This window comes from gamma proteobacterium symbiont of Scutellera amethystina (genome assembly GCF_059730845.1).
Genome location: NZ_AP035935.1, coordinates 1,835,019 through 1,856,372, shown reverse-complemented (window position 1 = coordinate 1,856,372; position 21,354 = coordinate 1,835,019). Strand labels below are relative to the sequence as shown.

Genomic DNA, 21,354 nt, shown 5'->3' with positions numbered 1-21,354 from the left:
GGTTAGCCGCGCGCGGCGCTCTGCTGCAGCGCGCGCACTTCGGCCGCAAGGCGCGTTAACGCCTCTTCCTGCATACCGCGTTTGCCCAGCTCCTGTTCCAGCGAGAACAGATACTGCGCGTTGCTGCCGAGCGGGCCGCTGGCCTGAGCGATCAGCGGAGCAATGGTGCTGCGGCAGGAGTCGGCTTCATACAGCGGATGACGCGGATCCATGATAAACACCAGCGCCGTAACCGTGCGGCCATCCTCCAGCGTCAGTTCACACCAGGTGGGCAGATAGCAGCCGGTGATCATTTCCCGTTTCCACAGCAGCTCAAGCTCTTCATGCAGGCGCGCTTCCGGCAGGCGAAACGCCAGACCGCTGGTAGAACCGCCCTCTTTCAGCGCCAGCATCCGTCCCGGTGCGGCAACGGTGCCGCGTCCGGCGGTCAGCCGCAGGCAAAAAGCACGATGCCAGCCCTCAAGCCGTCCGGTCGCCACCTCTTCCGCTTCAAAAACCGGGTTCCACATCAGGGAACCGTAGCCGAAGATCCACACCGGGCTTTGATCGGGACGACAGGCAAGCGTGGCGCAGAGCGACGCCGCGCGCTTCTCACAGCTCCACAGCAGCGCTTCGTCAATATCACCAAATGAAGTTTTGCAATCCGCTTTTAGTAAGAATTCCCGGGTTAACACTGCGATCTCCTCTACTGCGCTGACCTTCCTGTCGTTATAGCTCCCTGAATCTGCGATTTTACAGGCGGCGCCCATGGCGTCGACTTAAGACAAGACAGTAATGCATTTGCCATAAACGTTTCAAGATTGACCCCGATCACAAAGGGGAAATTATCTGTAAATAGCATCGGCTGCCTGGCAGGATTCTTGAACGAAGCGCGGAGAAGTGTGAAGCGGGCCGCAGTGGCCCGCGCGGGAGCTAGTGTTTAGGATGCCACTTGTCGTCCTCGCCTTTGGCGTACTCTTTTTTGACCGCCGCCCAGGCGACTTTGTGTGCCACCTGCTCGCGCGATTCATCACCGCGACGATCGTCTTTATCTTTATACTGATCCCAGGCGCTGTTAAACGCCTTTTGGTAGATGGTTTGCGCATGGCCCGGCAGCACGTGGCGCACGCTGTCCGGCAGTTCCCGGTTCGATGAATAAGGCATAGTTCCTCCTGTTTCAGGTTCCCTGTATAAGTCTGGAACAGAACGGCAAAAACGCAAACCTGCTATTTCATACTTCTGCCAGCAAATAAGGCTGATAGTGGGAATAAGGCCAGATGATTCAGTTCTGTTCTTCCTCCTTTCACGCAGGATAGATGAGAAACACGCACTATTAACCTGCTGATTAAAAGGGTTAATTCGCTGATTAACGCGAATTTTGCTTCATTCAGAGAAAAATGACAAAAAGTAAAAACGCGTAAAAAATCTGCGTGAGCAGTGGTGAAAAGTTACACTGCGCTTCGTCAGATGAGTCACTATATTTATCAGGCAGCAATTGCCTGTTTTTGTTCTTTTTGCCGAAGAGGATGGCGCATGGCTGGACATGAGAAGACCCGACACAGCGAGTATTCGCTGATTTTCCCGATCCTGGCGCTGGCGGTGCTGAGCTTTTTTGGCGGCCAGACAGCGCTTCTGCCGGTAATCGGCATCAATCTGCTGGCGCTGGTAGCGATTTTAAGCAGCGCCTTCAGCGTAGTACGTCACGCCGACGTTCTGGCGCACCGGTTAGGTGAACCCTACGGCTCGCTGATCCTCAGCCTGTCAGTGGTAATTCTGGAAGTGAGCCTGATTTCGGCGCTGATGGCGACCGGCGATGCAGCGCCCGCGCTGATGCGCGATACGCTCTACTCCATCATCATGATCGTTACCGCCGGACTGGTGGGCTGTGCCCTGCTGCTTGGCGGGCGTAAATTTGCCACCCAGTACGTTAACCTGGCCGGCGTGAAGCAGTACATGATCGCCATTTTCCCGCTGGCGATTCTGGTGCTGGTTTTTCCCAATGCCCTGCCCGGCGGCAATTTCACCACCGCGCAGGCGCTGATTATTGCTGCGATCTCTGCGGCGATGTACGGCGTGTTCCTGCTGATTCAGACCAAAACCCACCAGAGCCTGTTTGTTTACGAGCATGAAGACGAGAGCGATGATGGCGACCCGCATCACGGTAAGCCTTCCGCGCACAGCTCGCTGTGGCACACCGCGTGGCTGATTGTGCATCTGATTGCGGTGATCAGCGTGACCAAGATGAACGCCAACTCACTGGAAATGCTGCTCACTGAAATGAACGCGCCGGAGCAGTTTACCGGTTTCCTCGTCGCGCTGCTGATTCTGTCGCCGGAAGGTCTGGGCGCAATCAAGGCGGTGCTGATGAATCAGGTGCAGCGCGCGATGAACCTGTTTTTCGGTTCGGTGCTGGCCACCATTTCATTGACGGTGCCGACGGTGACCATTATTGCCACCCTGACCGGTCAGCAATTGATTTTCGGCCTTGAGCCGCCGCATATGGTGGTGATGAGCGCGGTGCTGATTTTGTGCCACATCTCGTTCTCCACTGGCCGCACCAACGTGCTCAACGGCGCAGCGCATCTGGCCCTGTTTGCCGGCTATCTGCTGACGATTATGCTGTGATGTTGAAGTGGGTATACGGGTGATACGGTCGCCATAAATGGCGACCCAACAACGCTGGGCGCGCATTCATGTGCATCAGGTGAATCGGTCGCCATGAGCGGCGACCGTACAATGTAGGGTGCGCATTTATGCGCACCTGGATAGAGATATCTTTAGGGCTTAATAACAGCCGTTAGCACATCTGGCCCTGCCAGCTATTTGCTAAAAAGTAAGCCTTAAATCGAATAGTTTATTGCAAATTTTCTGTTTACCCGAAGAATTTAAAATGTTCACTGCATGCAATCTGGCTGCCAGTCATTATTTATGATTGCCTGTAAATAATCCATACGTCAATTGATTTACATTCCTTTCAGCCCAGACACCGTATCAAAGTGCTGCTTGTACATTAAAACCTTACCGCTTAGCGATGGACGCTATCAGCTTTAATGTCAACCATGAGAGAAAAGCAGATAATAAAATAGTTGCGATAATCAACGCATCAATGGTCGATAAAAAAACATGAAAAGGGTTCACTAATTTACCTAACAGCATATACGATGATTCGGAAAGGAACCTGAACATGATCTCAGGAATAACAATTGCGTAGCCTAATGTTAAGACAATGAGTAATAGTATCCGTTTCATTTCCATGCATGCTCCTTGCAACAAGATGTGATGAGTATATAATCGTTTATTAAGGATTTTTACAGTAAGGGATGATTAACCATGTCGTATCTGAAATTGAAGCTTCAGGCTGATCGTACAATTGCACTCAATTTTGAAAAAGCACTGGTGCAACTGCGTGAAGAAACGCGAACTGCCAGTACCACGGTTGCCTCGGGCATTGAAAGAGCTAGCTGGTATGGTTCCTGCGTTTTTGATGATTACAAAGATGTATGTAAACGACTGAGAAGTGAAGATGTTCGTATGTTTTCAGCTCTGCCACAGGTTTTTTCACGACATGATGTCATCCTTGATATGGTTGAAATCTACTTTAGAAAAAAACTTGCGCGTCTCAGTGAACATAATGTTCAAAATCTGGTGCGCCAACTTGCTGAAAAGGCGGCTAATTATACAAGCGGTAAAGCTTCAAAACTCACCATTTCATTTCTTATCGCGCGCATAGTTACCGAATCTAAAGTTTTTAAGAGCTCGCGGGTTGTGTGATTGACCGGACATCGCTTTATAGTGTCACAGTTTTAAAATTTTATGGGAAAATACAAATCGCTGCAACAGCAGCTCAGCATTTGAAATTTGCGGATCCGGAGTATTATTTCGATCTGTATCAACAGAAATTAGAAATGCTTTATTATCTCATAGAACCTGAAATGTCTAAAATTATTTACTTAAACAAATCCGGCTCAACAAATGATGAGCAAATATTGGCATTAGTAGAACGGTTACTGACAAAATGAAACGAATCTTTTCCTGGTTCTATGCATGGTTAAGTCAGTCTTTTTTTTCACTAATACCGGTGATTGCGGCGGTAGCAGGTGGAATACTTTTGACAGCGCTTTTCCCTCATTATGGGCTGTTATTGACTCTACTCTGGGTCATAGCCATGGGTGCTATCTACGTGAAATATTTTAGATGGTTTTGACGGTCAATTTCAGTTGATACTTTATGTAATCCCTTCGTTGTTAAGCGCCTGCGACAGAATTTACCATTCTATTACAAAGGCACCCGCGGGTGCCTTTGCTGTTGCTATGACAAATCAGTTACTGGTATCCAGCTCCGGAAAACTTTTAACCAGATCGTCAATCGCTTTCATCTGCGCGAGGAACGGTTCCAGCTTATCAAGCGGCAGCGCGGACGGGCCATCGCATTTGGCGCTGTTCGGCTCCGGGTGCGCTTCGATGAACAGACCGGCGATGCCTACCGCCATGCCCGCACGCGCCAGTTCGGCAACCTGTGCACGACGACCGCCAGAGGCCGCGCCAAACGGATCGCGCGTCTGCAGCGCATGGGTAACGTCAAAAATCACCGGGCTGTTGTTAGTGACTTTCTTCATCACGTTGAAACCGAGCATATCAACCACCAGGTTGTCATACCCGAAGTTGCTGCCGCGATCGCACAGAATCACCTTGTCGTTGCCGCCTTCGGCAAACTTATCGACGATATTGCCCATCTGGCCTGGGCTGACGAACTGCGGCTTCTTCACGTTAATCACGGCACCGGTTTTCGCCATCGCTTCCACCAGGTCGGTCTGACGCGCCAGGAAGGCCGGCAGCTGAATCACATCCACCACGTCGGCGACCGGCTGCGCCTGCCAGCTTTCGTGCACGTCAGTGATAATTTTCACGCCGAACGCCTGCTTCAGCGCCTGGAAAATTTTCATGCCTTCGTCAAGGCCAGGACCACGGTAAGACTTGATGGAAGAGCGGTTGGCTTTGTCAAAAGAGGCTTTGAACACATACGGAATACCGAGCTTGTCGGTTACCTTCACGTAATGTTCGCAGATGCGCATGGCGAGATCCTGGGATTCCAGCACGTTCATGCCGCCGAAGAGAACAAATGGCAGATCGTTTGCGACCTTGATATCGCCGATACTCACTACTTTCTGTGTCATGCCCTTTCCTTAAATGTCGGGGGACGCTTAGTGCAGCGTCACCTGTTTCTGTTCAATTGCGTGGATCTGCACTTTAATCATCTCGCTGACCGGGTCTTCAGGACACTGTTCAACGAAATAGGTCAAATCGGTCAGTGCGATATGCTCGCACTCCAGCTGGGCGTAAATCAAACCGCGGTCGCGAATCTCATAGGGATCGTCCGGGTCGATTTGCAGCAGCACCTGGCTGACGTTGAGCGCCAGCTCCATCTGCTTCTCATCCATCAGCGCCGCTTTCAGCGTGTCGAGCATTTTGCGCATCACGCTGACGGTTTTTGCTTCGTCGAGGTCGTCAGAGTAGAGCTTTGCCGTCGGGCTGATGTTGCCCTTCAGCCACACTTCCAGCGTATGGGTGTCGAGCGTTTCACCGTTAAACGGATTGATCAGCCACATTTCACCGTCGAGCCAGTCGGCACGCAGAATAAGCTGCGTCGGGAAAATCACCGGCATCAGCGGCAGCTCTAGCTCATCCGCAATGTGCAGCAGAATCACGCCGAGTGATACCGCCGTTCCCTGCCGGCTCTTCAGCACTTTATCGATCCACAGCGCGTCTGACAGATTGTAGACGCCGCTGGCACCGCCAAAGCCCCACTGCTGGTAAAACAGATCGAGCAGCTTCTCCAGCTGCAGATCCGCATCCTGTTCGCTACTGACATAGCGCCGCGCCTCTTCAACCAGGTCAGCCAGCTGCTGCTGGACGGAAGGCGCGGAAAAATCATTGCGTATGGCGCAGGTCGCGCCAATCACCGCTTCACTTAACGGTGTTTCACTGTAATCAAGTTGCACTGGCGAGGTCATACTATCCCCAATAACGGCATTTTGGTCATCGCCAGTTTAATCACCAGTAATAATGCGACCACGGCGACTAAACAGGCGACCCAGCGGGTCGCCATGCTGCGCGGGCGACGACTCAATGCCACGGAACCTAAGGCGATGTAGATGATAACCGCTAACAGCTTCTCCGTCAGCCAGCTTCCTTGTGGGGTAAACGGATAAAAGTGGGTAATAAGCACCAGCAGTGCACCGCTGAGCAGCAGGAATGTATCGTTGATGTGCGGCGCAATGCGCACCCAGCGGCGCTGCAGCAGGGCAGATCCGGTGGTCAGCCAGTAAAAACGCAGCAGAAACAGTGTGATGGTGATCGCGACCGTCAGCAGATGGAAATTTTTAATCAGCGGATACCAGCTGGCCATAGTGCTTCCTTAAGTAAGTTGTCCAAGCGTGACGCGCGGATTGCCGCCGTAATCCTCAACGGTAGTAACCGCCTGAAAGCCATTACGGGTTAGCAGCGCGCGTACAGCCTCGCCCTGCTGCCAGCCGTGTTCCAGCAGCAGCCAACCCTGCGACTGCAACCAGTGCGGCGCGCGTTCAATGATTAATCGTAAATCGGCCAGCCCGGCCTCCTCCGCCACCAGCGCGCTGAGCGGCTCAAAACGCACGTCGCCCTGCTGCAGATGTTCATCGGCGGCATCAATGTAAGGCGGATTGCTGACAATCAGATCGAAACGTTGGGCGGGCAGATCGTCGAACCAGTGGCTGAGCACAAATCCGGCGTTGGTGAGGTGCAGGCGCTGGGCGTTGTCCTGCGCCAGCGCAACCGCAGCGGCGATGCGGTCGCAGCCGGTAATCTGACAATCTGGCCGCTCGCTGGCCAGCGCCAGCGCAATGGCGCCGGTGCCGGTACCGAGATCGAGCACCGCGGAGGGCGTCGCGGGCAGCCGCAGCAGCGCCTGCTCCACCAGCACTTCGGTATCCGGACGCGGAATCAGCGTGGCATCACTGACGCGCAGCGGCAGCGACCAGAACTCGCGTTCGCCCACCAGATGCGCAATCGGCTCACCGCGCACGCGGCGTGCCAGTAACGTCTCCAGCTGTGCCAGTTGCGCATCATCGAGCGGGCTGTCATCAAACGCTATCAACCAGCTGCGCGACTTGCCGGTGACAAAACCCAGCAGAATCTCCGCGTCGCGCTTCGGGCTATCGCCTCCGCACAATGCAGCCTGCGCCTGCTGCAGCCAGCGCCGGACGTTCATCACTCCTGCCCGGCCAGTGCGGCCAGCTGGTCAGCCTGATACTCCTGCACAATCGGCTCGATCAGCGTATCCAGCTTGCCTTCCATGGTTTCGTCGAGGCGGTAGAGCGTCAGGTTGATACGGTGATCGGTGACGCGCCCCTGCGGGAAGTTATAGGTACGGATTCGGTCGGAACGGTCGCCGCTGCCCAGCAGGTTACGCCGCGTTGAGGCTTCCGCCGCCTGGCGCTTCGCCATTTCCGCCGCGTGAATGCGTGCACCCAGCACCGCCAGCGCTTTGGCTTTGTTTTTGTGCTGCGAGCGCTCATCCTGGCACTCCACCACGATGCCGGTTGGCAGGTGGGTGATACGGATCGCCGAATCGGTGGTGTTAACGTGCTGACCGCCCGCGCCGGAAGAGCGGAAAGTGTCGATTTTCAGATCGCCCGGATTGATGTCCGGCAGCTCGGCTTCCGGCAGCTCCGGCATCACCGCCACGGTACAGGCGGAGGTGTGAATGCGCCCCTGCGATTCGGTTTCCGGCACGCGCTGCACGCGATGGCCGCCGGATTCAAACTTCATGCGGCCATAGGCGCCATCACCGGTAATACGCGCAATGACTTCTTTGTAGCCGCCATGCTCGCCGTCGTTGGCGCTCATGATCTCCACCTGCCAGCGGCGCGCTTCGGCATAGCGGCTGTACATGCGGAACAGATCGCCGGCGAAAATCGCCGCTTCGTCGCCACCGGTACCGGCACGCACTTCGATAAAGCACGGACGTTCATCGTCGGGATCTTTCGGCAGCAGCAGCACCTGAAGCTGCTGTTCCAGCACCTCGCGCTTTTCGCGCGATAGTTTCAACTCTTCCTGCGCCATGTCGCGCATTTCCGCATCATCGAGCAGCATTTCAGCCGTTTCGACATCTTCCTGCACCTGCTGCCATTCGCGGAAACAACGGGTGACGTCGCTCAGCTGGGCATATTCACGTGATAACGCGCGGAAACGGTCCTGATCGCCAATTACGCCGGCATCGCCCAGTAACGCTTCAACTTCTTCATGGCGTTCCTGCAGCGCTTCCAGCTTGGCAACAATCGAGCTCTTCATCTAATAGAGGGTATCCCAGTGATAGGTCGTGACAGACCAGATTACTCTAAACCGAGGCTGTCACGTAAGATCTGCAGGCGTTCGCTGTCGCCGTCGCGCGCGGCCTGCTGCAGTGATTTGGTTGGTGCATGAATTAAACGGTTGGTGAGCTTGTGTGCCAGCTCCTGCAAGACTTTTTCGGCATCAGCACCCTGACGCAACGCCGCCAGCGCGCGATCCTGCAGCTCGGCGCGCACGTCGTCGGCCTGCGCGCGGTATTCGCGGATGGTCTCACCGGCGCTTTGCGCGCGCAGCCAGGCCATGAATTCACCGCTCTCCTGCACCACAATGCTTTCCGCCTGCACCGCCGCCGCTTTGCGCTGCGCCATGTTCTGCTCGATAATCGCCTGCAGATCATCCACGCTGTACAGATAGGCGTTAGCCAGCTTACCCACTTCCGGCTCAACATCGCGCGGCACGGCGATATCCACCAGCAGCATAGGCTGATTGCGGCGCGCCTTCAGCGCCCGTTCCACCATGCCTTTGCCAATAATCGGCAGCGGACTGGCGGTGGAGGAGATAATGATATCGGCATCGGCCAGGCGGGTTTCGATATCGGCAAGGCCGATCACTTCGGCGCCGACTTCGTCCGCCAGCAGCTGCGCGCGTTCGCGCGTGCGGTTGGCGATCATCAGTTTACGCACGCTGTGTTCGCGCAGGTGACGCGCCACCAGTTCGATGGTTTCACCGGCACCAACCAGCAGGACGTTAACGCTGCTGAGTGATTCGAAAATCTGACGGGCTAAGGAGCAGGCAGCGAAGGCGACCGACACCGCGCTGGCGCCGATTTCGGTTTCGGTGCGCACGCGCTTGGCCACCGAGAAGGTTTTCTGGAACATGCGTTCCAGCTCGCTGCTCAGCGCATGGTCGCGCGAGGAGTCAGCATGGGCTTTTTTGACCTGACCGAGAATCTGTGGCTCGCCCAGCACCAGCGAGTCGAGTCCGCTGGCCACGCGCATCAGGTGGCTGACCGCCGCATTATCCTGATGCCAGTACAGGCTGTTGCGCACGTCCTCTTCACGTAAGTCGTGATACTCGCACAACCAGCGCACCAGCTGCTCCTGCAGATCGGTCTGCTGCTCTACGCTGAGGTAGAGTTCCGTCCGGTTACAGGTAGAAAGCACCACCCCGCTCTGCACCATCGGCTGAGACAGCAAGCTGTTCAGCGCCTGGTCCAGCGTGTCTGGCGTGAACGAAACACGTTCGCGCAGCGCAACAGGTGCGGTTTTGTGGTTGATTCCGAGAGCAAGCAGCGTCATGGTGATTCGGGTTGGGAAGTCCCAATAATTGTCAGGTTTTGTGCTGCGCATTCTACAAGATGCAACAGATCAAGAAAAGCCATACAAAGCCTATGACTGTAATAAGATTAAACTGATCGTGCGCAATTATCCTGACATCGCCATTGACGGCACAGAGACGGATGGTTAGCGTTACCGGTTACGACGTAAAAACGTGTCTGAGGAGACGACCACGTGATGCATTTGCCCCCGCGCCAGCTGTTGCGCCTTTTGCCCCTTGCCAGCGTGTTGCTGGCTGCCTGTAGCATCAACAAACCCCAGCAAGGTCCCGGTCCCAGCACGACATCGCCGCAGTGGCAGCAACACCAGCAGGCGGTAGCGAAAATTACCCAGTACCAGACGCGCGGCGCTTTTGCCTATCTGTCGGATAAGCAAAAAGTTTATGCCCGCTTCAACTGGCAGCAAACAGCTGCAGACCGCTATCGTCTGCTGCTGACTAACCCGCTCGGCAGCACAGAACTGCAGCTCGACGCGCAGGGTTCGGTGGTGCAGATTGTCGATAACAAAGGCAAACGCTACGTCAGCAACGACGCGGAGAAGATGATTTCCCAGCTCACCGGCATGGATATTCCGCTGGCGAACCTGCGTCAGTGGATGATGGGTCTGCCAGGCGACGCCAGCGACTATCAGCTGAACAACAACTATCAGCTGCAAAGCCTGACCTACAGCCGCAACGGCCAGCAGTGGAAGGTGACTATTAACGATTACGACAGCAAGGTGAACCCGCCGCTGCCGGCCAACCTCGAACTGACCGAAGGCGGTCAGCGCATCAAACTGCGCATGGATAGCTGGACCACACAATGATCACCACCTGGCCCGCGCCGGCAAAGCTCAACCTGTTTCTCTACATTACCGGCCGTCGTGCAGACGGCTACCACAATTTGCAGACGCTGTTTCAGTTTCTCGACGTTGGCGACACCCTGGAGATTACCCCGGATAACAGCGGCAGTATCACCCTGCTGACGCCGCTTGATGGCGTGGCCGATGAAGACAACCTGATCGTGCGGGCGGCGCTGGCGCTGCGTGCTGCGGCGGCGGACAAAGGTACGCTGCCGCCGCAGGCTGGTGCCCGGATCGCGCTGGAGAAGCGCCTGCCGATGGGCGGTGGTCTGGGCGGTGGCTCGTCTGATGCAGCGACGGTGCTGGTGGCGCTGAACCATTTGTGGCGCACCCAGCTCAGCGTGGATGAGCTGGCTACGCTTGGCGTGCGTCTCGGTGCCGATGTGCCGGTATTCGTGCGCGGCCACGCGGCGTTTGCCGAAGGGGTCGGCGAGCAATTGCAGCCCGCGTTTCCGGCGGAAAAATGGTATCTGGTGGCCCATCCTGGCGTCAGCATCGCCACCCCGGATCTGTTTCGCGATCCTGAACTGACGCGCGATTCACCAATACGCACATTAGATGAACTGTTGCAGCGTCCTTTTCACAATGATTGTGAAGCGGTAGCAAGAAAACGTTTTCGTGAGGTTGATGCGCTGCTTTCCTGGCTGCTAGAATACGCGCCGTCGCGCCTGACAGGGACCGGCGCTTGTGTGTTTGCTGAATTTGACACCGAGTCCGCTGCTCGTCAGGTGCTGGAGCTTGCCCCGAAATGGATGTGCGGATTTGTGGCGCGTGGGCTTAATCTCTCGCCGTTACAGCGTACCCTTTCCGGGCTCTAAGCGTAAACGTGACAGTGTCACCCTGTTCCAGATACTGCACGTGACGCATTAACACACCCGTATGAACAGGCTCAAATGTATTCGCCGGTTATTTTTGAGCGGTTCATTCTCTGGACGCCAAGCCTGAGGTTCTTCTCGTGCCTGATATGAAGCTATTTGCTGGTAACGCCACCCCGGAACTAGCACAACGTATTGCCAACCGCCTTTACACCAGCCTCGGAGACGCCGCTGTCGGCCGTTTCAGCGATGGCGAAGTAAGTGTACAGATTAATGAAAATGTACGCGGTGGTGATATTTTCATCATCCAGTCCACCTGTGCCCCCACCAATGATAACTTGATGGAGCTGGTTGTGATGGTCGACGCACTGCGTCGGGCTTCTGCTGGTCGTATTACTGCTGTAATCCCTTACTTTGGCTATGCCCGTCAGGACCGCCGCGTGCGTTCTGCCCGCGTGCCAATTACCGCCAAAGTTGTGGCTGATTTCCTCTCCAGCGTCGGCGTGGACCGTGTACTGACGGTTGACCTGCACGCTGAACAGATCCAGGGCTTTTTTGATGTCCCGGTGGATAACGTGTTCGGTAGCCCGATTCTGCTGGAAGATATGCTGCAGATTGGTCTGGAAAACCCAATTGTGGTTTCGCCGGACATCGGTGGCGTAGTGCGCGCTCGCGCTATCGCCAAACTGCTCAACGACACCGACATGGCCATCATCGACAAACGTCGCCCGCGTGCGAACGTGTCGCAGGTGATGCACATCATCGGTGACGTTGCCGGTCGTGACTGCGTACTGGTCGACGATATGATCGACACCGGCGGTACGCTGTGCAAAGCGGCTGAAGCACTGAAAGAGCGCGGCGCGAAACGCGTGTTCGCTTACGCCACCCACCCAATCTTCTCTGGCAACGCGGTGGAAAATCTGCGCAAATCAGTGATTGATCAGGTGATTGTTTGCGACACTATTCCGCTGTCGGAAGAGATGAAGTCGCTGCCAAATGTGCGTACGCTGACGCTGTCTGGCATGCTGGCCGAAGCCATTCGTCGTATCAGCAACGAAGAATCGATTTCGGCGATGTTCGAACATTAATTGTTCGCGAAAAACCGGGCGCCCTGCCCGGTTTTTTATTGCCTGTGGGCGGAGTAACATCCCGATAAAGCCGCTTCCGCCGCCACTATTTGCGCGATAAATGGCCTCAAAATCCACCAATCTCCCCGCCTTCCACTCTTTTTATCAGACAAGCGCATCCGGGCTTTAGCGGTCCAGTGATTAGTGATATTTTTCACCACACTTTTGCTGAGAACTCCGACCACCATGCCACTCGACATTTATACGTTGTTTATTTGCGAGCTCTACGTGCTGGGGTTTCTGAGCATTATTTTGATTTTTGCCTGGGTCGGGGCGCAGTACGACCGGGTGCTGGGTTTTACCACCCTGACGCTAATACTGACGCTTGCCGCCGTGCTGCTCAGCAGCCTGCGCAGCGCCGGTTTGCACTTTTTGCCGGTGGCGGTCGGGAATGTCATCATGCTGCTGGCCTACGGCACCCTGCTCAACGCCTTTCGTACTTTTTGCCGCCTTCCGCTCGGTTTTTGCTGGATCACTGGCGCGCTACTGTGGGCCCTGCTTTGTGCCTTTCCGCAGTTCTATCACGGCCAGCCGAAACGCGTGCTGGTCATGTGCCTGCTGTGCATCATCTTTACTGCCGCGCTGATTCGTCTGCTGTGGCAGGCACGCGCCACGCTGACCGTCACTTTCTGGCCCGCGCAGATACTGCTGTGGATCCACTTACTGTTCCATATGGCCCGCATTTTCCTTGACGATGCGGTGGCCACCCCCGTTCCGGGTGCCATTGGCGGTTCCGGCTTTTCGGTGTATGTGATTCTGGAGTCGATCCTCTTCGTCATCGGCCTGACCTTCACCATTCTGGCGATGGTCAATGAGCGGACGCAGATCGCCCATAAGCTGGCGTCGCTACACGATCCGCTCACCGGCGTATGGAACCGGCGCGCACTGTTTGAAGCCGCAGAAAAACTGCTGCTGCGTCAGGGGCGTCTACCGCAGCCCTATATTTACAGTGCAGTGCTGTTCGACCTCGATCATTTCAAAAGCATCAACGATCGCTATGGTCATCAGCAGGGGGATCGGGTGCTGGTCGATTTTTGTCAGGTGGTGAAAGCGTTAATGCCGGTTGAGGGTCAGTTTGCCCGGCTGGGCGGTGAGGAGTTTGCCGCGTTGCTTCCTGGCGACAGTGAGCAGGCGCAGCGCATATGTGAGCGTATCCGGCTGGCGACACAGCTGTCGCTACCCAACGACATCGGCTATACGGTGAGCATTGGCTTTGCCACTGCCAGCCAGCGGCATCAGGCGTTTCCCGCCCTGCTGGCGCTGGCTGATGAAGCCTTGTATCGCGCTAAAGCCGCCGGACGTAACCGCGTCGAAGGTTATCAGACGCTGCAGGCGGCAATGGCGGAAGCCGGTTAGTGCGTTGAGTGGTGATCGCGACGGCAGCGTTTGTCACCGTAGTGACGCAGCCAGTAATAGCGGTCTTCCACCCTCTCCCGTCCGCTGACGCGTGCGCCGACCAGCCACAGTAGCGCACCCACGAAAATACTGAACATCGCTCCATGCGCGAGGAACTGTGGCAGGTTGACCGACGGCAGCTGGTTAATGATGGAATAACCCACCCCGAGCACCATGGTTAACAAGCCGAGACACATCAAACCATTACCGACGGTGCGGCAGTGTTGACGTTTCATGATTCACCTCCATCCTTTTCAGCAACGCAGAAAACAGCACGTTTGGTTAACTGGCCATAAGTTTAGGCAATGGCTGGCGGTTAAGATGCGTACAGGATCACACATCCTTCACAATGTCTGACAAAACTTTACCGCCAGCACCTTGATTTCGATAGAAATTGATTATTCACCTTTGGTCATTAATCTGTCATTGCGCCCTTTGTCATCCCCGCTGGCAGGCAGTAAACTATCGCCCTTTCGCAGCGAGACAGGATAAACATCGTGAGCAGCATTAAACTGATTGTGGGGCTGGCCAATCCCGGCGCTGAATACGCGGCAACGCGCCATAACGCTGGCGCCTGGTATGTGGATTTACTTTGCTCGCGCCATAATCAGTCTCTCAAAGAGGAGCCGAAGTTTTTCGGCTACACCGCGCGCCTGTCGCTGGCCGGCGAGGATGTGCGCCTGCTGGTGCCCACCACCTTTATGAACCTGAGCGGCAAAGCGGTGGCGGCGATGGCAACGTTCTATCGCATTACGCCGGAAGAGATTCTGGTGGCACACGATGAAATGGACCTGCCGCCGGGCGTGGCGAAATTCAAACAGGGCGGCGGCCATGGCGGTCATAATGGCCTGAAAGACATCATCAGCAAGCTCGGTAATAACAACAATTTTCATCGCCTGCGCGTCGGTATCGGCCATCCGGGCGATCGTAACAAGGTCACCGGATTTGTGCTCGGCAAGGCACCGGCCAGCGAGCAGAAGCTGATTGACGAGGCGGTCGACGAAGCGGTGCGCTGCACCGAACTGTGGCTAAAAGAAGATAAGATTAAGGCGATGAACCGTCTGCACGCCTTCAAAGCCAGCTAAGCCAATTCCCGCGCCGCCGCAGGGAATTCTGTGTATAATGCGCGAAAATTTTTGAATCAGTCGGCGCTGTCTGCCAGCGCTGCACACTCAGTGAGAAAGGTAAGATCATGGGATTTAAATGCGGTATTGTGGGCCTGCCGAACGTCGGTAAATCCACCCTGTTCAACGCGCTGACCAAAGCGGGTATCGAAGCAGCCAACTTTCCGTTCTGCACCATCGAACCCAACACCGGCGTGGTGCCGATGCCTGACCTGCGCCTCGATCAGCTGAGCGAGATTGTTAAGCCACAGCGCGTGGTGCCAACCACCATGGAGTTCGTGGACATCGCCGGTCTGGTAAAAGGCGCGTCGAAAGGTGAAGGCCTGGGCAACCAGTTCCTGACCAACATCCGCGAAACTGAAGCCATCGGCCACGTAGTGCGCTGCTTTGAAAACGACAACATCATCCACGTCTCCGGTAAAGTAAACCCGGCAGAAGATATTGATGTCATCAACACCGAGCTGGCGCTGTCGGATCTCGACACCTGCGAACGTGCCATTCAGCGCTGCCAGAAGAAAGCCAAAGGCGGCGACAAAGATGCTAAGGCGGAACTGGCCGCGCTGGAGAAGTGCCTGCCGCATCTGGAAAACGCCGGTATGCTGCGCTCGCTGGCGCTGGACGCCGATGAGAAAGCCGCGATCCGCTATCTCAGCTTTCTGACGCTGAAGCCGACCATGTACATCGCCAACGTCAATGAAGACGGTTTCGAGAACAACCCGTATCTCGACCAGGTGCGCGCGATTGCTGAAGCCGAAGGCTCAGTAGTGGTGCCGGTCTGTGCGGCAGTGGAATCGGACATCGCCGAGCTGGAAGATGAAGAGCGCGACGAGTTCATGGCCGAGCTGGGCCTGGAAGAGCCGGGCCTCAACCGCGTGATCCGCGCCGGTTATGCCCTGCTCAACCTGCAGACTTACTTCACCGCAGGCGTGAAAGAAGTGCGTGCCTGGACCATCCCGGTTGGCGCCACCGCACCGCAGGCAGCCGGTAAAATCCACACCGACTTCGAAAAAGGCTTTATCCGCGCTCAGACCATCGCGTTCGAAGATTTCATCACTTACAAAGGTGAACAAGGCGCGAAAGAGGCCGGCAAAATGCGTTCAGAAGGTAAAGAGTACATCGTGAAAGATGGCGATGTGATGAACTTCCTGTTTAACGTTTAAATAAAATGCGTTGTCTCATGATGTTTCACCGAGCCTCATAGAGAGCGCAATAACTATAAAATCCACGCAATTGCGTGGATTTTTTATTACATGCTTTTTACGGGCGGGGATAAATTGCCAGCGCCAGTCACATCGCACTCTTTACGGCGGCTGGTCAAAATCTCGGCTGCAGCGCTACTTATAGCTCCCCTTACCGAACCACATTACCTGTTTGATCGAAACGGGCAACCGGGCTGATGCTATTGAGGTACAGCCTGGCTGCAACCAACGGTACTCCCTGGATATACAGCAATTTAACTTATCCTGATGAACGAAAGGTTTCGAGGCAGGATTGGCTGATAAACCTGATGGACCTAAATATACTTACGCTTCGTTTGTCATTATTACAGAGCGCACTCATGAGCCGATACCATGTTGCTGGCAGTGAAGGTAAGTTTGAAAAAGACTCAGGCGAGCAGGTCATGGCCAATAAGCTGGGGCTCACCGATTCCACTGAGATGAACGAGGCAGAACTTGTTCTGTTAGAACAACTCTACCAGTCAGTTTTTGAAGAAAACTTTCCCGAAGGGAAACTTAACGTCGCGCTACTAAAAAGCTGGCATCGCCGCTGACTGGGTAACATCTACGAATGGGCTGGACAAGAGAGAACGGTCAATATTAGCAAGGGTGGTTTTATGTTTGCGCCTTCAGCACAATTGCCAAAACTGCTGAACGAATACAACAAGTATCTTGCGCATTACACGCCCTGTAACGTCATGGAAGAAGAAGAACTCATCATTGCTATCGCCGTTACCCATGTCGAGCTGATACTTATACATCCCTTCAGAGAAGGAAACGGACGTTTGTCGCGGCTGTTAGCGGATGTCATGGCGGTTCAGGGAGGATACAAACCGCTGGATTATCAAAGCTGGGAGCAGAATAAAACCCAGTATATTTCGGCTATTCATGCTGGTATGTCAATGGACTACGCGCCAATGAAATACTGGGTCAGTCGGGCACTGAGAAGGCACTAAGCCAGGCGAAGATGTGCGAATTTTTTGCGCGCGGCTTCAAGTGAAGCCTCGACGCTAGCTGAAGACTGGCCAGTTTCAACAGCCGTTGACGTCGCTACTGAGCGAATGATGTCGGAGCGAGAAGGTTTAGCATAACCTGAATGCGCTTTTTTTCTGTTGTTGGTCATTAAGCCCTCTCTACATCAGTGCAGTTGCGTAAGACACTATAGCCTCAAGAGTATATCAAAGCTTTGAAACAACATCACGTCCCCTTCTGGCTCGGCAATCTGATGTGCCATCAGGCTTCACACAATCTCATGAGCCCGGTAAATAAACTCCACACAAGGCGATAAATCGCGCCGCTCCGGCTATTTTGCGAATTGCGGTTTCATTGACTGAATGGCAGCAACGCGGCCGCGCGAATGTTTTCTGAAGCCCTGTCGCCAGGCTAATTATCCGATCCGTTAGTGGCATACAGCGGCCATGACTCAAACAGATAGCCGTCGAAATCAATGTCGTCCACATCGGAGAACTCCAGCAGCAGTTGCTTGACGTTTTCCAGATGCTGCCACATCGCCTGTTTCGCGGCGCGCGCGTCTTTCTTGATTAAGGCGGCGAGGATCTTTTTATGATCGTCGAGCCACTTTTTGCGGTAGTTAGTGTTGATCAGATGCCGGTGCAGCTGGCTCCACATCACGTTGTCTTCCCGCCACTGCCAGGATTGTTTGAACAGCTCCACCAGCATGCTGTTGTGCGTGGCTTCGGCAATCGCCAGATGGAAATTACGATCGCCGTTTTCACTGTCGTTCACCGCGCCTGACGCCAGCTCGCGTTCTTCCAGCGCCAGCGCCTGGCGCATTTTGATGATGTCTTCACGCGTCGCCTGTAACGCAGCGAACTCGGCGATATTGCTCTCCAGCAGCTGGCGGGCCTGCAGCATCTCAAACGGACCGGCCGCATTGCAGGCGGTTTGCGCAGCGGCACGCGGTCCCGGCGTGTCGTTGATCACATAAATGCCTGCGCCACGCCGCACTTCAATCAACCCTTCCAGCTCCAGCATAATCAGCGCCTCACGCACCAGCGTGCGCGTGACGTTCAGCAGCATCGCCAGTTCACGTTCCGGCGGCAAGCGCTCACCAATCGCGTACTGTTTCTGCATAATCATGTTGCGAAGCATCTCGCCCACTTCCTGATAGGGTCGCTGTGCTGAAGCTTGTGGTTTCATAACGCTCTTTTCTGCTGGTTCAGACATTAGGCCGCCAAATTTTCTACCCTGCACTATAACACAGGGCGTGATTTTCACCGTGGGTTAAGGGTGAAGTAGCGTCGGGCGTTATGGAAGCAGATATCCTGCAACATCGCGCCCAGCGCAGCTTCATCGTGCGGCACAATACCGTCACGCACCCACTCGCCAAACAGGTTGCACAGAATGCGGCGGAAGTATTCGTGCCGCGTATAAGAGAGAAAACTGCGCGAATCGGTCAGCATGCCAACGAACTGGCTGAGCAGCCCCATCTGCGCCAGCTGCTCCAGTTGCCGCAGCATGCCGTCACGCTGATCGTTGAACCACCAGCCAGAGCCGAACTGCATCTTGCCCGCCATCCCTGCGCCCTGAAAGTTACCCGCCATGGTAGCCAGCACTTCGTTGTCACGCGGATTGAGGCAGTAAAGAATGGTTTTTGGCAGCTGGTCATTGGTGTCCATCGCGTCCAGCAGGCGCGCCAGCGGCCAGGCAACAGGATGGTCGCCGATGGAGTCGAAACCGCTGTCCGGGCCGAGCTGACGGAACATGCGCGTGCTGTTATTGCGGATTGCACCGATGTGTAACTGCATCGCCCAGCCACGGCGGGCATACTCCGCGCCCAGCCACACCAGCACAGCGGTACTGAACTGCGCAATCTCCAGCTCGCTCAGCGCCGCATTGCTGCGGCGTCTGGCGAGAATGCCATCCAGCACGCTGTCGGCTGGCACCGCAGCATAGCGCAGCGTTTCAATGCCGTGGTCGGCGGCACGGCAGCCATGGGCGGAAAAGTGGTCCAGTCGGCGCAGTAACGCCACACGCAGCGCATCAAAGCTGTCGATACTGACATCTGCGGCGGCTTCCAGCCGGGTCAGGTAATCGGTGAATCCTTCCAGTTCAATCTTGAACACCCGGTCCGGACGCCAGCTCGGTGCCACCTCAATATCAAAGCTGCTGTCTTCAGCTATCTGACGATGGTACTGCAGGGAGTCGATCGGATCGTCAGTGGTGCCCACCATACGCACGTTCATCTGGCGCATGATGCCGCGCGCGGAAAATTCAGGCGTGGCCAGCTTCTCCGCACACTCATGCCAGATGCGTGGTGCGGTTTCTGGTCCAAACAGCGTGTCTGTGATACCAAACGGCCGGCGCAGCTCCAGATGCGTCCAGTGATAGAGCGGATTGCCGAGCGTTTTTGGCACGGTCTGCGCCCAGGCCAGATATTTATCGTAATCGCTGGTAGTGTTACCGGTGATCAATGATTCCTCTACACCCGCCGCGCGCAGTGCGCGCCATTTGTAGTGATCGCCCTCCAGCCAGATTTGCCCGAGGTTGGCAAACTGTCGGTCTTCTGCAATCTGCTGCGGATTGAGGTGGCAATGATAATCATAGATCGGCATCCCCGCCGCCACGTCATGATACAGGCGACGCGCCACCTCGCTGTGCAACAGAAAATCGTCATCCATAAAACGCTTCATTTGGCCTCCGGATTGAGGGATGCAACCGCGGCTCTGGCACCCAACTGGCACAGGCGGTCATAGGTGTGTTGCAGGGCGGCAACAAAGGCCGGATTGGCGGGTAAGTCGTCCGCGAAGATCTCGTTAATGCCCAGCAGCGCCTGCACGCGGGCGGGACCTGAAGGGAACTGCTGATTAATCCACTCAAACTTAGCGACCAGCGGATCAGCCACCGGGTAACGCTCGCCCTTTTCGTCTTCGCCGAGGATATAACGCATCCAGCCCGCGATGCCGAGCAGCAGATGCTGGCAGTCACTGCCGTGGTGCAGATGATAGCGCAGCGAATCCAGCATGCGCTGTGGCAGTTTCTGACTGCCATCGCTGGCAATTTGCGCCGTGCGATGGCGCAGCGACGGATTACTGAAGCGCTCAAGCAGTTGATGCGCATACGCGTTGAGATCGCTGCCTGCCGGCATCGTCAGCGTGGCACGCTGTTCAGTCAGCATCAGCGACAGCGCGGCCTGACGGTAAGCGGGCAGCTGCATGGTATCAGCGATAGTTTCACAACCGCCGAGGTAGCCGAGATACGCCAGAAACGAGTGCGTGCCATTCAGCAGACGCAGTTTCATCAACTCGTAGGGGGCGACATCCGGAACAAATTGCGCACCAACGCGCTGCCAGTCGGGACGTCCAGCCACGAAATTATCTTCGATCACCCACTGACGAAACGGCTCACAGGCGACACCGCAGGGATCGGCGATGCCCAGCAGCCCGGTAATCTCGCGCTGCGTCTCTTCCGTCACGGCCGGCACGATGCGGTCAACCATGGTGCAGGGAAACGTGACCTGTTGCTCAATCCATGCCGCCAGCGCCGCATCCTGCCGTTGTGCCAGACCGATGACCGCAGCCCGCGCGACGTGGCCGTTATCACGCAGATTGTCGCATGACAGCACGGTAAAAGGCGCTAACCCGGCTTCACGCCGCAAGCGCAGCGCCTCAACGATAAAGCCAATGGCGGATTTCGGCTGCCGGGGATGGGCCAGATCGTGCACGATCAGCGGATGGGTGCTGTCCAGTTCGCCGGTTGCGCCATGAGTGCAATAGCCTTTTTCGGTTATCGTCAGCGAGACGATGGCGGTTTCCGCGCGGGCAAGCGCGTTAAGAATGCCGTCACAACCGTCCAGCGCCGGGTGCAGCGCTGAATGCACGGAACCAATGATTTTGACGTCATGACGCGTCGCGCCTTGCTCGGTGACGCTGTAGAGCAAATTCTGCGCGCGCAATTGTTCCACCAGCTGTCTGCCGCTGGCCGACATCAGGTTGACCTCGCAAATGCCCCAGTCGCTGTCGCTTATCTCCAGCAGATGGTGCTGATAGAGCGCCTGATGCGCGCGATGAAACGCACCGCAGCCGATGTGCACGATGCGCGGCACCAGCCGCTGCTGCTGCCATGCGGGCCGCGCCACCTTAATGCTGGCGTCGGCAAGGTTGTGTTGCATGTGAACTCCTCAGTGTCCGGCGCGACTGCGCGTCCGCCGGGCAAGCGGTACAGGGCGATCGG

At 55.8% G+C, this 21,354-nt stretch carries 20 protein-coding genes and 1 pseudogene; 9 read left to right on the top strand and 12 right to left on the bottom strand.

The genetic code is table 11. The features are described 5' to 3' along the window. Positions 1–2: 2 nt before the first annotated feature. Both AC6I79_RS08535 and chaB read right to left on the bottom strand, forming a co-directional pair. A complete protein-coding gene (locus AC6I79_RS08535; RefSeq protein WP_021508695.1) occupies positions 3–674 on the bottom strand; it encodes a gamma-glutamylcyclotransferase in 672 nt (223 codons plus the stop codon). Between the two features lie 238 nt (positions 675–912). Continuing rightward, positions 913–1,143 (bottom strand): putative cation transport regulator ChaB, encoded by a 231-nt coding sequence (gene chaB / locus AC6I79_RS08530; RefSeq protein WP_132462358.1) that lies wholly within the window; start codon positions 1,141–1,143, stop codon positions 913–915. A gap of 369 nt (positions 1,144–1,512) precedes the next feature. On the opposite strand from chaB, the gene chaA reads away from it, so the two are divergent. Together chaA and AC6I79_RS08520 are read left to right on the top strand one after the other, a co-directional pair. Continuing rightward, complete coding sequence (gene chaA, locus AC6I79_RS08525) at positions 1,513–2,604, top strand: sodium-potassium/proton antiporter ChaA (RefSeq protein ID WP_021508693.1); 1,092 nt, start codon at positions 1,513–1,515, stop codon at positions 2,602–2,604. A 705-nt stretch (positions 2,605–3,309) separates the two neighbouring features. Then, positions 3,310–3,750, top strand: a complete 441-nt coding sequence (locus AC6I79_RS08520) for a hypothetical protein (RefSeq protein WP_236569482.1) — start codon at positions 3,310–3,312, stop codon at positions 3,748–3,750. 547 nt (positions 3,751–4,297) lie between these two features. Here AC6I79_RS08520 and kdsA read toward each other — a convergent pair. Genes kdsA through hemA form a run of 6 tightly spaced genes read right to left on the bottom strand, consistent with a single transcriptional unit; the run spans position 4,298 to position 9,604 of the window. Beyond that, positions 4,298–5,152, bottom strand: a complete 855-nt coding sequence (kdsA, locus tag AC6I79_RS08515) for a 3-deoxy-8-phosphooctulonate synthase (RefSeq protein ID WP_021509944.1) — start codon at positions 5,150–5,152, stop codon at positions 4,298–4,300. Positions 5,153–5,179: 27 nt separating this feature from the next. Continuing rightward, the gene (gene sirB1, locus AC6I79_RS08510; RefSeq protein ID WP_021509943.1) at positions 5,180–5,989 is read right to left on the bottom strand and encodes an invasion regulator SirB1; all 810 of its coding nucleotides are present in this window, start codon (positions 5,987–5,989) and stop codon (positions 5,180–5,182) included. Further along, positions 5,986–6,384, bottom strand: a complete 399-nt coding sequence (locus AC6I79_RS08505) for a SirB2 family protein (RefSeq protein WP_058757490.1) — start codon at positions 6,382–6,384, stop codon at positions 5,986–5,988. Before AC6I79_RS08505 ends, sirB1 begins: the two co-directional genes overlap by 4 nt. Before the next feature lie 9 nt (positions 6,385–6,393). Continuing rightward, on the bottom strand, positions 6,394–7,224 hold the full coding sequence (gene prmC / locus AC6I79_RS08500; protein WP_394517386.1) for a peptide chain release factor N(5)-glutamine methyltransferase: 831 nt from the start codon (positions 7,222–7,224) through the stop codon (positions 6,394–6,396). Beyond that, positions 7,224–8,306, bottom strand: coding sequence for a peptide chain release factor 1 (gene prfA, locus AC6I79_RS08495; protein ID WP_021509940.1), 1,083 nt, complete (start codon positions 8,304–8,306; stop codon positions 7,224–7,226). The genes prmC and prfA overlap by 1 nt, the downstream gene beginning before the upstream one ends. A gap of 41 nt (positions 8,307–8,347) precedes the next feature. After that, a complete protein-coding gene (hemA, locus tag AC6I79_RS08490; RefSeq protein ID WP_021509939.1) occupies positions 8,348–9,604 on the bottom strand; it encodes a glutamyl-tRNA reductase in 1,257 nt (418 codons plus the stop codon). Positions 9,605–9,820: 216 nt separating this feature from the next. Between hemA and lolB the strand changes: the two genes are divergently transcribed. From lolB to AC6I79_RS08470, 4 genes are all read left to right on the top strand, one after another. Then, positions 9,821–10,447: a lipoprotein insertase outer membrane protein LolB gene (gene lolB / locus AC6I79_RS08485; RefSeq protein WP_282996571.1), complete on the top strand. Its 627-nt coding sequence runs from the start codon at positions 9,821–9,823 to the stop codon at positions 10,445–10,447. Then, positions 10,444–11,301 carry a 4-(cytidine 5'-diphospho)-2-C-methyl-D-erythritol kinase gene (gene ispE, locus AC6I79_RS08480; RefSeq protein ID WP_150361519.1) on the top strand — a complete coding sequence of 286 codons (858 nt, stop codon included), beginning with the start codon at positions 10,444–10,446 and terminating at the stop codon, positions 11,299–11,301. The genes lolB and ispE overlap by 4 nt, the downstream gene beginning before the upstream one ends. A 137-nt stretch (positions 11,302–11,438) precedes the next feature. Then, on the top strand, positions 11,439–12,386 hold the full coding sequence (prs, locus tag AC6I79_RS08475) for a ribose-phosphate diphosphokinase (protein ID WP_006118899.1): 948 nt from the start codon (positions 11,439–11,441) through the stop codon (positions 12,384–12,386). 225 nt (positions 12,387–12,611) lie between these two features. Next, complete coding sequence (locus tag AC6I79_RS08470; protein ID WP_211725325.1) at positions 12,612–13,781, top strand: GGDEF domain-containing protein; 1,170 nt, start codon at positions 12,612–12,614, stop codon at positions 13,779–13,781. Here the strand turns inward: AC6I79_RS08470 and ychH are convergent. Beyond that, positions 13,778–14,056 carry a stress-induced protein YchH gene (gene ychH, locus AC6I79_RS08465; RefSeq protein WP_021509933.1) on the bottom strand — a complete coding sequence of 93 codons (279 nt, stop codon included), beginning with the start codon at positions 14,054–14,056 and terminating at the stop codon, positions 13,778–13,780. The genes AC6I79_RS08470 and ychH overlap by 4 nt on opposite strands. Before the next feature lie 261 nt (positions 14,057–14,317). On the opposite strand from ychH, the gene pth reads away from it, so the two are divergent. The 3 genes and pseudogenes from pth to AC6I79_RS08450 all read left to right on the top strand — a co-directional run bounded on the left by pth (position 14,318) and on the right by AC6I79_RS08450 (position 17,117). After that, on the top strand, positions 14,318–14,905 hold the full coding sequence (pth, locus tag AC6I79_RS08460) for an aminoacyl-tRNA hydrolase (RefSeq protein ID WP_021509932.1): 588 nt from the start codon (positions 14,318–14,320) through the stop codon (positions 14,903–14,905). 107 nt (positions 14,906–15,012) lie between these two features. Beyond that, positions 15,013–16,104, top strand: coding sequence for a redox-regulated ATPase YchF (gene ychF, locus AC6I79_RS08455; RefSeq protein WP_021509931.1), 1,092 nt, complete (start codon positions 15,013–15,015; stop codon positions 16,102–16,104). A 398-nt stretch (positions 16,105–16,502) separates the two neighbouring features. Then, positions 16,503–17,117 (top strand): annotated as a pseudogene (locus tag AC6I79_RS08450) (Fic/DOC family protein). Between the two features lie 427 nt (positions 17,118–17,544). On the opposite strand, the gene uxuR reads toward AC6I79_RS08450, so the two are convergent. The 3 genes from uxuR to AC6I79_RS08435 all read right to left on the bottom strand — a co-directional run bounded on the left by uxuR (position 17,545) and on the right by AC6I79_RS08435 (position 21,292). Beyond that, positions 17,545–18,321, bottom strand: coding sequence for a Uxu operon transcriptional regulator (gene uxuR / locus AC6I79_RS08445; protein WP_262264735.1), 777 nt, complete (start codon positions 18,319–18,321; stop codon positions 17,545–17,547). A 74-nt stretch (positions 18,322–18,395) separates the two neighbouring features. Further along, complete coding sequence (gene uxaC, locus AC6I79_RS08440; protein ID WP_262264736.1) at positions 18,396–19,814, bottom strand: glucuronate isomerase; 1,419 nt, start codon at positions 19,812–19,814, stop codon at positions 18,396–18,398. Beyond that, entirely contained in the window at positions 19,811–21,292 is a 1,482-nt protein-coding gene (locus tag AC6I79_RS08435) for a fructuronate reductase (protein ID WP_262264737.1), read from the bottom strand. Before AC6I79_RS08435 ends, uxaC begins: the two co-directional genes overlap by 4 nt. Positions 21,293–21,354: the final 62 nt, after the last annotated feature.